This window comes from Pantoea anthophila, from assembly GCF_006494375.1.
GTDB lineage: Bacteria > Pseudomonadota > Gammaproteobacteria > Enterobacterales > Enterobacteriaceae > Pantoea > Pantoea anthophila.
Map to the genome: position 1 here is coordinate 97,386 of NZ_VHIZ01000019.1, position 13,916 is coordinate 111,301.

Below are 13,916 nucleotides of genomic sequence, written 5' to 3' on the forward strand. Positions count from 1 at the left end.
GCTGACGCGGTTGACTATTCTTAGCTCAAAATAGCCTGCTGGAAATCTGATTGATGAGTTCTGCTACCCCTTTGGCACCACTCTTCACCCGTTCACAGCGTCAGTGCCACCTTTTATTGCTGCTGTTTCTGCCATCATCCGCGCTCACACTTGAGAAAGTCTGCCAGCTTAATGGCGTCGATCCTGCCGTTGCCCGACAGGATATCGCGGATGTCGGTCATGAGATACAGCGATATCACCAGCTGGAATTGCACCAGATGGTGGACGGCAGTTTTCGTCTTCATGGCACAGAGCTGAATCGGCGACTCTGTCTGCTGCACAACCTGCGGCGCAGTCTGCGTCTGTCGCAGGAGTTTGTCTGCGCGCATTTTGCCGCCCCGCTGCGCCAGCGCCTGAAGGTGATGAAGATTGAGAAAGCATTGTGGGATGAGACCAATCTGCAGGCACTGATCCAGCACTGCGGCCTGCGCCTGAAGCGGGATTTCAGCGAGCGTGACCGCCTTTTTCTGCAGATTTTTATGAAATATGGCTTATGCGAGCGCCAGCCGGTGCTGTTCAGTGAGGCGCAGCGTCACTGGCTGCTGCATAAGGCAGAGCGGCAGGCCGCCGAGGATGTGATTCACCACTGGCGCAAACGCTGTCACCTGGCCCCGCCGATCAGCGAAGCGGATTTCTGGACGCTGCTCTTCAGCCAGATCCATACGCCGCTGACCCATGCCATTCATCATCCTGCCGAGCAGCAGTTAATGACGGCGACGCAGCAGTTGATCAATGACTTCGAACAGTGCGCCGGTGTTACCTTTGCTGACCGCGACGGATTGCTGAACCAGCTCTACCCGCATCTGGCCCAGGCGCTGGAGCGCACCCACTTCCATATCGGCATCGACAACAGCGTCGCGCTGGATGTCAGCCGCCTCTATCCCCGTCTGCTGCGCACCACCCAGCAGGCCTTACAGCCGTTTGAACAGCACTACAGTGTCGCTTTTACGCCGGAAGAAGTGAGTTTAATGACCATTATCTTCGGTGCCTGGCTGATGCAGGAGAGTGCGTTGCAGGAGAAGCAGGTGCTGATTCTGACGGGGGATGATACGCAGCTGGAGCAGGATGTGGAGCAGCAGATCCGCGAGATCACGCTGCTGCCGATCAATATTACCTATCAGGATATCAGACAGTTTCAGCAGGAGGGCGCACCGCGTGATGTCGATATCATCATCTCGCCCTACCCTACTTCGCTGCCTCTCTTCTCGCCGCCGCTGGTGCACGCCGAACTGCCGCTGACGTTACACCATCAGCAGCGTATTCGTTATTTACTGGAGTCGTAGCCGGGACGAAGGAACAGGGCGGGCAGCGCCACCAGCGCCATGACCCAGAAAAGGTGGCCCTGCAGATGGGTAAACAGCACGCCACAGATCATGGTCATTACCGCTATCCCGCCGCCCATTGCCAGGGCGGAGTAGAGCGACTGCAGCCGGATCACTTCGGCTCCCTGCCGCGCCGCAATAAAGCGCATCGCCGCCAGATGACAGACGGTGAAGCTGCCACAGTGGAGGATCTGCGCCACTATCAGCAGCGGCAGTGTGGTAGTGGCTCCCATCAGGCTCCAGCGGATTAGCGCGCAGATGCCTGAAAGCAGCAGCAGATCCCGGGCGCTCCAGCGACGGAACAGGCGGTTGCTCAGGGCAAAGACCACGACTTCCGCCACCACGCCCAGCGACCAGAGATAGCCCACCGTCGAGGCGGAGTAGCCGCTCTCCTGCCACCAGATAGCACTGAAGCCGTAATAGGCGGCGTGCGCCCCCTGCAGCAGCGTCACGCAGAGCATGAACCGCCAGACGGCGTTCTCACGCAGCAGCGCCCGCCACGCCTGCCAGCCTCCACCTGCGGCACCCTGGCGCTCATCGCCCTGTGGCTGCGTGACGGGGGTGAGCATCATGCCGGCCAGCATACTGACCGCGCCCAGCGACAGCAGCAGCAGAATCGCCTGGGAGGTCCAGGCGCTGACCAGCACACCGGTTAACGCCGAGCTGAGCACAAAGGCCAGCGATCCCCACAGTCGCACCGGTCCATAAGCCAGACCAATCTGCCGTGTCCAGGTGGCGGCCAGCGCATCGCTGAGCGGCACCAGCGGGGAGAAAAAGAGGTTGAAGCCAATCATCACCGCCATCAGCCACATCCACTGCTCACCCACCCAGAATCCGATGATGAACAGGCAGGTCATCAGGGCCAGCAGGCGCAGCGCCGTAATCAGCCGGGCAGGATTTCTGACCTGAGACGCGATAAGCAGGCTGCCGACAAAGCGCGCCACCATGCCACAGCCCAGCAGCAGGCCGATTTTTTCTGCATCCAGACCGGTGCCTTTCAGCCACACGCCCCAGAATGGCAGGTAGATGCCGTAACAGAAGAAGTAAGTGAAGTAGCCCAGTCCGAGCCATCTGGCGGAGCCAATTGCCATATTCCCTCCAGCAGGTTTGCTGCCTTGCAGCACAGGTGGGCGCTACTCTGGCAGAGCGCCACCGGACAGGCAATAAAAAAGGATGGCAGATGCCATCCTTTTTGTGGTGTCTTACAACAGGTTAGCGATTAAGCGTAGACCGGCAGACGACCGCAGATTTCCAGCACTTTCTGCTTCGTGCGCTCAATGGTCGCTTCGTCGTTGACGTTGTCCAGCACGTCCGCGATCCAGCCTGCCAGTTCACGCACGTCTGCTTCTTTAAAGCCACGACGCGTGACGGCCGGGGTACCGATACGGATACCCGAGGTGACAAACGGGCTCTTCGGATCGTTTGGCACGCTGTTTTTGTTGACGGTGATGTTGGCACGGCCCAGTGCGGCATCCGCTTCTTTACCGGTCATGTTTTTGCTCACCAGATCGATCAGGAACAGATGGTTATGGGTTCCGCCAGAGACGATGTCGTAACCGCGCTCAATCAGCACCTCTACCATCGCTTTGGCGTTTTTTGCCACCTGCTGCTGGTAGGTTTTGAACTCCGGCTCCATCGCCTCTTTGAAGGCTACCGCTTTACCGGCGATAACGTGCATCAGAGGACCACCCTGACCGCCCGGGAAGACCGCAGAGTTGAGCTTTTTGTAGAAATCTTCGTCGCCGTTCTTCGCCAGAATGATGCCGCCACGCGGACCCGCCAGGGTTTTGTGGGTGGTGGAGGTGACGATGTGCGCATGCGGAACCGGGCTCGGATAGACCTCAGCCGCGACCAGACCGGCAACGTGCGCCATGTCGACGAACAGCCAGGCACCAACGCTGTCGGCGATTTCACGCATTTTTGCCCAGTCGCAGACGCCGGAGTAGGCAGAGAAGCCGCCCACGATCATTTTTGGCTTGTGGGTATGTGCCAGTTCAGCCAGCTCGTCATAGTCGATTTTACCGGTTTTATCGATGCCGTAAGCAACCACGTTATAGAGTTTGCCGGAGAGGTTAACCGGTGAGCCGTGAGTCAGGTGTCCACCGTGCGCCAGATTCATCCCAAGGATGGTGTCGCCCGGCTGCAGCAGCGCGGTGTAGACGGCGAAGTTTGCCTGTGAGCCGGAGTGAGGCTGCACGTTAGCGTAGTCGGCACCAAACAGCGCTTTTGCGCGATCGATCGCCAACTGCTCAACGATATCAACGTATTCACAACCGCCGTAGTAGCGTTTACCCGGATAGCCTTCAGCGTATTTGTTGGTGAGCTGAGAACCCTGCGCCTGCATAACACGCGGGCTGGTGTAGTTTTCAGAAGCAATCAGTTCAATGTGCTCTTCCTGACGCACTTTCTCCTGCTCCATCGCCTGCCACAACTCGGCATCATAATCGGCAATGTTCATATCACGCTTTAACATCCGGATCTCCTGACTCAGCTAACTTTCTGACGGTATTTGCCCCCTCTGGGAGCGAAGGCCCACAGTGTAAACCGTTTTAACAGGTGAAGGTAGGGTGAACCGCCTCTTTTTACGCAAACGATTGGCTGGCGGGTGGCACTGCTTTTTTACACCTTTTCTCCCCTCTCCGGCCCGCCGATTCCGCGTCTGATAACAGGCGCTTTTTTCCGGATGCACGGAAAAGTTGCCACCGGCAGCCGGTGAAAACTGACCGGCGGGTTTACAGCAGAAGCGAGACGGTATTAAGATGCATTTAAAATGCAACTTTAAAATGAGGTCACTGATATGCTTGATGCACAGACAATCGCCGCTGTTAAATCGACCCTCCCTGCCGTCGCCGCCTGCGGTCCGAAGCTGACCGTGCACTTTTACGAACGCATGCTGACCCGCCACCCGGAGCTGAAAAACGTTTTCAACATGAACAATCAGCGCAACGGTGCTCAGCGCGAAGCCCTGTTTAACGCTATCTGCGCCTATGGCGCGAATCTGGAGAATCTGGCCGTGCTGCTGCCCGCCGTAGAGAAGATTGCGCAGAAGCACACCAGCCTGAATATTCAGCCTGCGCAGTACGCTATCGTCGGGGAGAATCTGCTGGCAACGCTGCGCGAGCTGCTGAATCCGGGTGAAGAGGCGCTGGCCGCGTGGGGACGGGCCTATGGCGTGCTGGCGGATCTGTTCATCCAGCGTGAGGAGGAGATTTATCAGGCGACAGAGAACCAGCGCGGTGGCTGGCGCGGCACCCGTGCGTTTCGCATCAGCGCGATTGAACAGCAGAGCGAGGTGATCAAAAGCTTTACCCTGACGCCGGTTGGCGGGGGACCGGTAGCCGCCTTTAAACCGGGTCAGTATCTGACCGTTCATCTGCAGCCCGCCTGTTTCGACCATCGTCAGATCCGTCAGTATTCGCTTACTCACCTCAGCAACGGCAGAGATTACCGTATCGCGGTGAAACGTGAAGCCGCGGGCAGCGTCTCCGGCTGGCTGCATCAGCATGCCTGCGAAGGTGATGTGCTGCAGCTGACCGCGCCGCACGGGGATTTCTTCCTTGAGGTGACGCCTGCTACGCCGGTGGCGCTGATCTCCGCGGGCGTGGGTCAGACGCCGATGCTGGCGATGCTGCATGCGCTGGCCGCCGGTTATCATCGCGCGCCGGTCAGCTGGCTGCACGCGGCAGAGAACGGCAGACAGCATGCGTTTCGCAATGAAGTGGCCGCGACAGGCGCACAGCTGGCCGATTTCACCCACCGGGTCTGGTATCGCGAGCCCGCAGCTGAGGATGCCGGACACTATGATGCTCAGGGCGTGATGGATCTCACCGCCCTCTCTGTACGGCTGACCTCACCCGCCACCCACTTCTATCTCTGCGGTCCGCTGGCTTTTATGGAGCACGTGGTGGCGCAGCTGCGGGATGCCGGCGTGGCAGACACACGCATTCATTACGAACTGTTTGGCCCGCATAAAGGCATGTAATGAGCGTAAAAAAGCCCGCAGTGCGGGCTTAATCTGTTGAACGATGCAGGGTAATGCTGGCAGCAGCGGATACACGCAAGGCGCAGCAGGGCATCAGATTGCCTCTTCATCCTCTTCGCCGGTACGGATTCGCACCACGCGCGCAACGTCAAAGACAAAGATTTTACCGTCACCGATTTTGCCGGTCTGCGCCGTGCGCATAATGGTCTCGACGCAGGTATCAACGATATCGTCGCCCACCACCATCTCGATCTTCACTTTCGGCAAAAAGTCGACCATATACTCTGCGCCGCGATACAGCTCGGTGTGCCCTTTCTGGCGACCAAAGCCTTTAACCTCACTCACGGTCATCCCGGTGATGCCCACTTCCGCTAAGGCTTCACGAACATCATCGAGCTTGAATGGTTTGATAATCGCATCAATCTTTTTCATGTCAGACCCTTTTTCACTCCCTCCATGGTCAGAGGGTTTATCAAGTATAAATGTTGCTGGCGCTGTCGGGCGCTAATATCCGGGATTCTTCAGGTTGCCGCAAGCGCTGTCAGCGCCGGGAGACTGTCCGGCCACGATCCGGGCCTCAGCAGGCAACCTGCCGCTCGCCCGTCTCAGCCTGCCCTACTCTTTGAAATCACTGGCATCCAGCTCATGACGGGAGAGCAGCTTATAGAACTCCGTGCGGTTGCGTCCAGCCAGTCGCGCGGCGTTGGTCACGTTGCCCTTCGTCATCTGCAGCAGCTTACGCAGATAGTTCAGCTCAAACTGATTGCGCGCCTCGGCAAAGGTGGGCAGCGCACTGTTTTCTCCGCTCAGCGCCTGCTCCACCAGCGCATCGCTGATGACCGGCGATGAGCTCAGCGCCACGCACTGCTCAATCACGTTAACCAGCTGACGCACGTTGCCAGGCCAGCTGGCGGCCATCAGACGCTTCATCGCATCGACTGAAAAACTGCGCACCTGCGGTTTATGGCGCTCCGCAGCCTGACGCAGCAGATGATTAGCCAGCAGCGGAATATCTTCGGTGCGCTCATGCAGCGCCGGAATTTTCAGGTTCACCACATTGAGACGATAGAAGAGATCCTCGCGAAACTCTTTTTTCTCCATCGCCTTCGGCAGATCGCGGTGGGTGGCGGAGATAATGCGCACGTCGATCTCGCTGTCATGATCGCTGCCCAGCGGCCTGACCTTACGCTCCTGCAACACCCGCAGCAGCTTGACCTGCAAGGGTTGCGGCATGTCTCCAATCTCATCCAGGAAAAGCGTGCCGCCGCCCGCGGTTTTGAACAGCCCTTCGCGGGCGCTGACCGCGCCGGTAAAGGCACCTTTGGCGTGACCGAACAGCTCCGACTCCAGCAGCTGCTCCGGCAGCGCGCCGCAGTTAATGGCGACAAACGGCTTGCCGTTGCGCGGGCTGGCGGCGTGGATCGCCTGCGCCAGCATCTCTTTACCGGTGCCGCTCTGTCCGTTAATCAGCACGCTGACGTCCGACTGCGCCACCATGTGGGCCTGCTCCAGCAGCCTTAACATCAGCGGGCTGCGGGTCACAATCGCCTCCCGCCAGCGGTCATCACTGACCGGCGCCTGCTGAGCCAGCGCCTCATCAATCGCTTTATAGAGCGCATCGCGATCGACCGGCTTGGTCAGGAAGCTGAATACTCCCTGCTGCGTAGCGGAAACCGCATCCGGAATCGATCCATGTGCGGTCAGGATAATCACCGGCAGACCGGTATGGCGTTTCTGAATCTCGCCAAACAGCGCCAGGCCATCCATCTCATCCATACGCAGATCGCTGATCACCAGCTCAATCTTCTCTTTCTGCAGCAGGCGCAGCGCCTCTGGTCCACTGGCTGCGGTGGTGACCTGATAGCCTTCGCTGCTCAGACGCATGCCCAGCAGCTTCAGCAGGCTGGGATCGTCATCCACCAGCAGCAGTTTTGCCGCTTGTCTGACCATTATTGCTCCTCATCCTGTGGCAGCGCGGTGCCATGGCCGTTTTCAGAGACATCCGGGGCTTTGCGCGAGGAGAGCTGACGCTCAATGTCCGTCAGCCGCTCCAGCTTATGCTGGGTATCGCTGAGCTGCTGCTGCTGTTTAACCATCTGCTGGCGGAGCGTCTCCTGCTGAAGGTCGCTGCTCTGTTGCAGATGCGCATAGCGGGTGCGCGCTTCGCTCAGGTCAAGCTGCGCGGTCTGGTTACTGCGCCACAGCTGAATCAGCGGGCGCACGGACGGCGGAAAATCACTGTTGTAGCGATCCAGGGTTGCCACATAGTCACGGCGCTCTACGGGGGTCACGTTGCCATTGGCCATCAGCACGCCCTGCTTGAACGCGCGCGACCAGCTCTCTGCCGGCCAGCGGTGGGCTTCGGCTCTCGCTTCGGCGGGAGAGAGGCGTTCCGCGCAGTCAATCGCCCGCATCCAGTAGAGGGGATTGCTCAGCGCCGCGCTCTTCTCTATCGGCCACAGATCGTTACAGCGGGTCGCCAGGTAGTCAGCGACCGTCACCTCCGGCTCCGCCACCTGATGACCAGACGGCAGAGAGGAGGTGGCCGGTGCGGTGGTGCATCCGCTGAGCAGCAGCGTCGCCAGCGTGCTCAGCAGCAAAGCGGGTAAATATTTCATCAGTCAGACGTTCCCGGCTGTGGTGTTCAGTTCAATTCGAAAACAGACATCCGCCTGTTCGCAGGCAACCAGCGTCAGGTCGCCCTGCATCCGGCGCAGGCAATCTTTGGCAATGCTCAGACCCAGTCCGCTGCCCTTGACCGGCCCTTTACGCTGCTGGCTGCCCTGATAGAACGGCTCAAAAATCATGGCCTGCTCCTCCGGCGGGATCGGCGTGCCGCTGTTGGCGACATCAATCCAGATCCGATCCCCCTGCTGCTGACTGCGCAGCCAGATGGTACCGGATTCGCTGCCGTAGTTCACGGCGTTCGAGTAGAGGTTATCGATGACCCGCACCAGAAGCGTGGGTTCAGCAAGACAGTGGCTGACTTTAAGGTCGACCACCGTCTGCATCATTCTGGCATGGGCCGAGAGTGCATGCGCGTTCACCACCGACCCGACCGCATCCACTACGCTGACCGGCTCCAGCCGAATCGGGCCATCGGCCAGTTTGCGGTTGTAATCAAGCAGCTGTTCAATCAGGCGCTGCAGATGGCGACTGCTGCCGTCGAGGATAGCGACCACCTCTTTCTGATCGGCATTCAGCGAGCCAGCCACCTCATCCGCCAGCAGCTCCGTGCCTTCGCGCAGGCTGGCCAGCGGCGTTTTCAGTTCATGAGAGATATGGCGCAGAAATTCATGGCGCTGCGTTTCCAGCCAGGCCAGCCGTTCGCTCAGCCAGACGATGCGCTGTCCCAGCGACCGCAGCTCGCGCGGGCCACGAAACTTCACGCTGTTCCCCAGCTCCCGCCCTTCCCCCAGCCGGTTGATCATCCGCTCGATACGCTTGACCGGTCCGATAATCATGCCGGTGAACAGCGTCATCAGCGCGAGGCTGATGATAAACAGAATCAGCGCCTGCCAGCCGAAAAACTGGCCACGATCGGCAATTTCGCGCTGCAGCTGTAAGCCGCGCGCAAACACCACTTCACGCGTGTCCTGCACCATCTGCGCGTTGGTGGCTGAAAAGCGATCCAGCGCCTCTGCGGCAACCGGCACCGGATTGCCATTATCACATTTCAGTGGCGTCAGCAGCGGCAGGGTGGCCTGCAGCGTCTGAAAGACGGGCAGTTCCGGCAGGCTGGCGCTGTGCGAACTCAGCATCTGACTGTAGCGGGTGTGCTGGGTCTGATAGAGGCGGGCCAGTGAGGCATCGTCCAGCACGCAATACTGACGATAGCTTCGCTCCAGCTCCACCGCCGTGCGCGCCATCGCCTCACTGCGGCGAACATCGGTAAACGTATTGCGGTTGGTGTCAGCGGCCTGCTCGCTTAGCGCAGAGAGACTTTCCCACGCCTGCCAGGCCAGCACCAGTAAAGGCAGCAACACCAGCACGAAAGCCATCAGCACCAGCTGACGCAGAGAACGGGGAAATAAACGCCATTTTTTCACGCGGCCGCTTCCTTAAAAGAGTGCTGACAGGATGCTAGCGGACTCTGCTGACGGAAGAAAGAGGAAGAAAAGAAAACGGCAGGCTCAGTGGCCTGCCGTGGACACGACGCGCAATGCCTCGTGTAAGAATGGGTGGAGCCTTACTCAACGTTACGTCCGGTGTTTGATAACGCAAGCGATTATCGGTCAGTTGGACGGCAGGCTCCGTTTGGTGCGTCATTCGGGCTTTATGAGCTCTTTTCCGCCAGGCGGGGCAATCATAAACAGGTGAATGAGCAGCTGCAGGATTATAGCAAGTTCCGTGCCAGAAAATAAATGATTATATTTTTCAGCATATTGCCTGCCCTGGCCCGCCTCCCCGTGCGAAAAGTCTGATGATGACAGGGGCGGAGTGTCGTCCGAAAGCGACACAAAATCACCTCTGTTAAGCAATCTAATAAAATCAGCAGGATAGATGTCACCAGAAAGCGACATTGCCCTTATCGCTCTGTCGCCTTTTGCCAACAGGGGGCAAAAAAAGAGGAGGCCCGGAGGCCTCCTCTTTAATGCAGCGGATGAAATTAACCCAGCTGTCTGCGCGCGTTGCGGAAAATACGCATCCACGGGCTGTCTTCGCCCCACTCTGCCGGATGCCAGGAGTTGCTGACGGTACGGAATACGCGCTCCGGATGCGGCATCATGATGGTGACGCGACCACTTTCGTTCGTCACGGCCGTGATACCGTTTGGCGAGCCGTTCGGGTTAGCCGGATAGGTTTCGGTCACCTTGCCGAAGTTATCCACGAAGCGCAGCGCCACCAGACCTTTCGATTCCAGCGCGGCCAGATGCGCCGCATCACGCACCTCAACGAAGCCTTCACCGTGGGAAACCGCGATAGGCATGTGCGAGCCGGCCATGCCGTCCAGCAGCAGTGACGGACTGGCGGCCACTTCGACCAGGCTGAAGCGGGCTTCGAAGCGCTCAGACTGGTTACGCACAAAGCGCGGCCAGAGATCGCTGCCCGGGATCAGCTCACGCAGATTCGACATCATCTGGCATCCGTTACAGACGCCCAGCGCCAGGGTCTGCGGACGGTGGAAGAAGGTTTCGAACTCATCACGCACGCGCGGGTTGAACAGAATCGATTTCGCCCAGCCCTCGCCAGCGCCCAGCACGTCACCGTAGGAGAAGCCACCACAGGCAACCAGCGCCTGGAACTCTTCCAGACCGCGACGACCGGCCAGCAGGTCGCTCATGTGCACATCAATGGCGGTGAATCCGGCCCGGTCGAAAGCCGCAGCCATTTCCACATGGGAGTTGACCCCCTGCTCACGCAGCACGGCGACCCGTGGACGCGCACCCGTGGCGATCATCGGTGCCGCCACATCTTCCTGCGGATCGAAGGTCAGATTAACGTTCAGGCCTGGGTCGCTGTCGTTTTTCTTCGCCTCATGCTCCTGATCGGCGCATGCCGGGTTGTCACGCAGGCGCTGCATCTGCCAGGTGGTTTCTGCCCACCAGGTCCGCAGCGTGGTCCGGCTTTCGCTGTAGACGGCACTCTCACCGGCACGGATCACGAAGCGGTCGCCCGGTTGCGCGCTGCCCAGCAGATGCGTTGAGGCGGCAAGGCCGTGATCGGCAAGGATCTGCTCCACCGCAGCACGATCGGCGGCGTTAATCTGGATCACGGCGCCCAGCTCTTCGGTAAACAGTGCGGCCAGCGCATCGTTACCCAGCGCGGCGATGTCAACGTCGATGCCGCAGTGACCGGCAAAGGCCATCTCGGCCAGGGTCACCAGCAGGCCCCCGTCTGAACGGTCGTGGTAAGCCAGCAGTTTCTGCTCAGCCACCAGCGCCTGAATGGCGTTAAAGAAGCCTGCCAGCTGAGTGGCATCGCGCACGTCCGCAGGCTTGTCGCCAAGCTGACGATAGACCTGAGACAGCGCGGTTGCGCCGAGGGTATTTGCCCCATTGCCGAGATCGATCAGCAGCAGCAGGTTATCCCGGTCGGCCTGCAACTGCGGCGTAACGGTGCGGCGCACATCTTCGACCCGGGCAAACGCGGTAATTACCAGCGACAGCGGAGAGGTCATCTCACGCTGTTCGGTGCCTTCCTGCCAGCGGGTTTTCATCGACATCGAATCTTTACCGACCGGGATAGTGATCCCCAGCGCCGGACAGAGCTCTTCGCCGACCGCTTTCACCGCCGCATATAAACCGGCATCTTCACCCGGATGACCGGCTGCAGACATCCAGTTTGCCGAAAGCTTCACGCGCTTCAGCGAGCCAATCTGGGTTGCCGCCAGGTTGGTCAGCGCTTCACCCACGGCCAGGCGGCCCGAGGCGGCGAAGTCGAGCAGTGCAACCGGCGAACGTTCGCCGAGGGCAAAGGCTTCACCGTGATAGCTGTCGAGGCTGGCGGTGGTCACGGCACAGTTGGCGACCGGGATCTGCCACGGTCCGACCATCTGATCGCGCGCCACCATGCCGGTCACGCTGCGGTCACCGATGGTGATCAGGAAGGTTTTTTCCGCCACGGCTGGCAGATGCAGGACACGATTGACCGCATCAACCAGGGTAATGCCGTCACGCTGCAGCGCGTTGCCCTGCGCCTGCTGCGTCACCACATCCCGCGTCATCTTCGGCGTTTTGCCGAGCAGAACGTCAAGCGGCATGTCGATCGGCTTATTATTAAAATGCGAATCTTCCAGGCTCAGGTGCAGCTCTTCGGTCGCTTCACCAATCACCGCAAACGGGGCGCGTTCGCGCTGGCAGATCGCTTCAAACTGCGCCAGCTGATCCGGGGCCACCGCCATCACATAACGTTCCTGTGATTCGTTGCACCACACTTCCAGCGGGCTCATACCCGGCTCATCGCTCAGGATGTCACGCAGATTAAAGCGGCCGCCGCGGCCGCCGTCGCTGACCAGCTCTGGCATCGCATTGGAGAGGCCACCCGCGCCCACGTCGTGGATAAACAGAATCGGGTTCTCATCGCCCAGCTGCCAGCAGCGGTCGATCACTTCCTGGCAGCGGCGCTCCATCTCCGGGTTATCGCGCTGAACGGAGGCGAAGTCGAGGTCAGCATCAGATTGGCCCGAGGCCATTGATGACGCGGCACCGCCGCCCAGCCCGATGTTCATGGCCGGGCCGCCCAGCACCACCAGTTTGGCACCGACGCTAATTTCGCCTTTCTGCACATGGTCGGCACGGATATTACCGATGCCGCCTGCCAGCATAATCGGCTTGTGATAGCCGCGCAGTTCGGTGCCGTTGTGGCTGGTGACCTGCTCTTCGTAGGTACGGAAGTAGCCATTCAGAGCCGGACGACCAAATTCGTTGTTAAACGCCGCCCCGCCCAGAGGACCGTCGGTCATGATCTCCAGCGCGCTGACGATGCGAGCCGGTTTACCGAAGTCCTCTTCCCACGGCTGCTCAAAGCCCGGGATGCGCAGGTTAGAAACGGAGAAGCCGACCAGGCCCGCTTTCGGCTTGGAGCCGCGTCCGGTTGCGCCTTCATCACGGATTTCGCCACCGGAACCGGTCGCTGCGCCTGGCCACGGTGAGATGGCCGTCGGGTGGTTGTGTGTTTCCACCTTCATCAGGATGTGCGCCGCTTCCTGATGCCAGCGGTATTCGCTCTCTCCGGCGTCAGCGAAGAAGCGGCCCACTTCGGAACCTTCCATCACGGCAGCGTTATCTTTATACGCAGAGAGCACGTAGTCCGGCGTCTGCTCCATCGTGTTTTTGATCATCTTAAACAGCGATTTCGGCTGTTTCTCACCGTCGATAATCCAGTCGGCGTTGAAGATCTTGTGGCGGCAGTGCTCAGAGTTCGCCTGAGCAAACATATAAAGTTCGATATCGTTGGGGTTGCGCCCCAGCGCGGTAAAGGCCGTCACCAGGTAGTCGATTTCATCATCCGCCAGCGCCAGACCCAGCGTGGTGTTCGCCTGAACCAGCGCCTGACGGCCCTCACCCAGCAGATCGACACTCTTCACTGGCTGCGGCGTATGGTGCGCGAATAATTGCTCAGCCTGCGCCAGATCGCTGAAGACCGTTTCCATCATCCGGTCATGCAGCAGCGTGCTCAGCGCCTGCCACTGCGTTTCGGTCAGCTGCGGGGCCTGCACATAAAAGGCCAGGCCGCGTTCGAGGCGGCGAACCTGCGGCAGGCCGCAGTTGTGGGCGATGTCGGTGGCTTTGGATGACCAGGGCGAAATCGTACCGGGACGCGGGGTCACCAGCAGCAGACGGCCCTGCGGGGCATGTTCAGCAAGAGAGGGACCATATTTCAGCAGGCGCTGCAGACGGCTCTGTTCGTCTGCGCTTAACGGCGTGCTGACATCAGCAAAATGGATGTACTCGGCGTAAATATCACTCACCGGCAGATGAGCGTCCTGAAAGCGGGTCAGCAGTTTGTTTACACGAAATGCCGACAGGGCGGGCGAACCACGCAGAATTTCCATTACATAAGTCTCTCGTCAGGGCGCCGGGCGACGCTTGATTGGGCGCAACAGGGAAAACGGGGCGTATTATAGAGAA

10 protein-coding genes are annotated in these 13,916 nt (G+C 59.6%); 2 read left to right on the plus strand and 8 right to left on the minus strand.

The genetic code is table 11. The features are described from left to right. Positions 1–53: 53 nt before the first annotated feature. The gene (gene csiE, locus FJW00_RS03705; protein WP_009088698.1) at positions 54–1,322 is read left to right on the plus strand and encodes a stationary phase inducible protein CsiE; all 1,269 of its coding nucleotides are present in this window, start codon (positions 54–56) and stop codon (positions 1,320–1,322) included. Here csiE and FJW00_RS03710 read toward each other — a convergent pair. Both FJW00_RS03710 and glyA read right to left on the minus strand, forming a co-directional pair. Further along, entirely contained in the window at positions 1,304–2,452 is a 1,149-nt protein-coding gene (locus FJW00_RS03710; RefSeq protein WP_009088697.1) for a 3-phenylpropionate MFS transporter, read from the minus strand. The genes csiE and FJW00_RS03710 overlap by 19 nt on opposite strands. A gap of 128 nt (positions 2,453–2,580) precedes the next feature. Beyond that, positions 2,581–3,834 carry a serine hydroxymethyltransferase gene (gene glyA / locus FJW00_RS03715; protein WP_140923084.1) on the minus strand — a complete coding sequence of 418 codons (1,254 nt, stop codon included), beginning with the start codon at positions 3,832–3,834 and terminating at the stop codon, positions 2,581–2,583. A 324-nt stretch (positions 3,835–4,158) separates the two neighbouring features. Here glyA and hmpA point away from each other — a divergent pair, with 324 nt between their 5' ends. Next, on the plus strand, positions 4,159–5,343 hold the full coding sequence (hmpA, locus tag FJW00_RS03720; RefSeq protein ID WP_140923085.1) for an NO-inducible flavohemoprotein: 1,185 nt from the start codon (positions 4,159–4,161) through the stop codon (positions 5,341–5,343). Between the two features lie 93 nt (positions 5,344–5,436). On the opposite strand, the gene glnB is transcribed toward hmpA, so the two are convergent. The 6 genes from glnB to purL form a co-directional block, all read right to left on the minus strand. Beyond that, on the minus strand, positions 5,437–5,775 hold the full coding sequence (glnB, locus tag FJW00_RS03725; RefSeq protein WP_003848647.1) for a nitrogen regulatory protein P-II: 339 nt from the start codon (positions 5,773–5,775) through the stop codon (positions 5,437–5,439). A gap of 183 nt (positions 5,776–5,958) precedes the next feature. After that, complete coding sequence (glrR, locus tag FJW00_RS03730) at positions 5,959–7,293, minus strand: two-component system response regulator GlrR (protein WP_009088690.1); 1,335 nt, start codon at positions 7,291–7,293, stop codon at positions 5,959–5,961. Next, positions 7,293–7,961: a two-component system QseEF-associated lipoprotein QseG gene (gene qseG, locus FJW00_RS03735; RefSeq protein WP_009088688.1), complete on the minus strand. Its 669-nt coding sequence runs from the start codon at positions 7,959–7,961 to the stop codon at positions 7,293–7,295. Before qseG ends, glrR begins: the two co-directional genes overlap by 1 nt. A gap of 3 nt (positions 7,962–7,964) precedes the next feature. Next, the gene (locus FJW00_RS03740) at positions 7,965–9,392 is read right to left on the minus strand and encodes a sensor histidine kinase (RefSeq protein ID WP_009088686.1); all 1,428 of its coding nucleotides are present in this window, start codon (positions 9,390–9,392) and stop codon (positions 7,965–7,967) included. 216 nt (positions 9,393–9,608) lie between these two features. Next, the gene (locus FJW00_RS03745) at positions 9,609–9,866 is read right to left on the minus strand and encodes a hypothetical protein (protein WP_140923086.1); all 258 of its coding nucleotides are present in this window, start codon (positions 9,864–9,866) and stop codon (positions 9,609–9,611) included. A gap of 86 nt (positions 9,867–9,952) precedes the next feature. After that, positions 9,953–13,840 (minus strand): phosphoribosylformylglycinamidine synthase, encoded by a 3,888-nt coding sequence (purL, locus tag FJW00_RS03750; protein WP_058958394.1) that lies wholly within the window; start codon positions 13,838–13,840, stop codon positions 9,953–9,955. Positions 13,841–13,916 lie beyond the last annotated feature (76 nt).

Coding starts and splice junctions, on each gene's coding strand:
- FJW00_RS03745 (WP_140923086.1), bottom strand. CDS start 9,866: ATGTCGCTTTCTGGTGACATCTATCCTGCTGATTTTATTAGATTGCTT.
- glnB (WP_003848647.1), bottom strand. CDS start 5,775: ATGAAAAAGATTGATGCGATTATCAAACCATTCAAGCTCGATGATGTT.
- hmpA (WP_140923085.1), top strand. CDS start 4,159: ATGCTTGATGCACAGACAATCGCCGCTGTTAAATCGACCCTCCCTGCC.
- glyA (WP_140923084.1), bottom strand. CDS start 3,834: ATGTTAAAGCGTGATATGAACATTGCCGATTATGATGCCGAGTTGTGG.
- glrR (WP_009088690.1), bottom strand. CDS start 7,293: ATGGTCAGACAAGCGGCAAAACTGCTGCTGGTGGATGACGATCCCAGC.
- purL (WP_058958394.1), bottom strand. CDS start 13,840: ATGGAAATTCTGCGTGGTTCGCCCGCCCTGTCGGCATTTCGTGTAAAC.
- qseG (WP_009088688.1), bottom strand. CDS start 7,961: ATGAAATATTTACCCGCTTTGCTGCTGAGCACGCTGGCGACGCTGCTG.
- csiE (WP_009088698.1), top strand. CDS start 54: ATGAGTTCTGCTACCCCTTTGGCACCACTCTTCACCCGTTCACAGCGT.
- FJW00_RS03710 (WP_009088697.1), bottom strand. CDS start 2,452: ATGGCAATTGGCTCCGCCAGATGGCTCGGACTGGGCTACTTCACTTAC.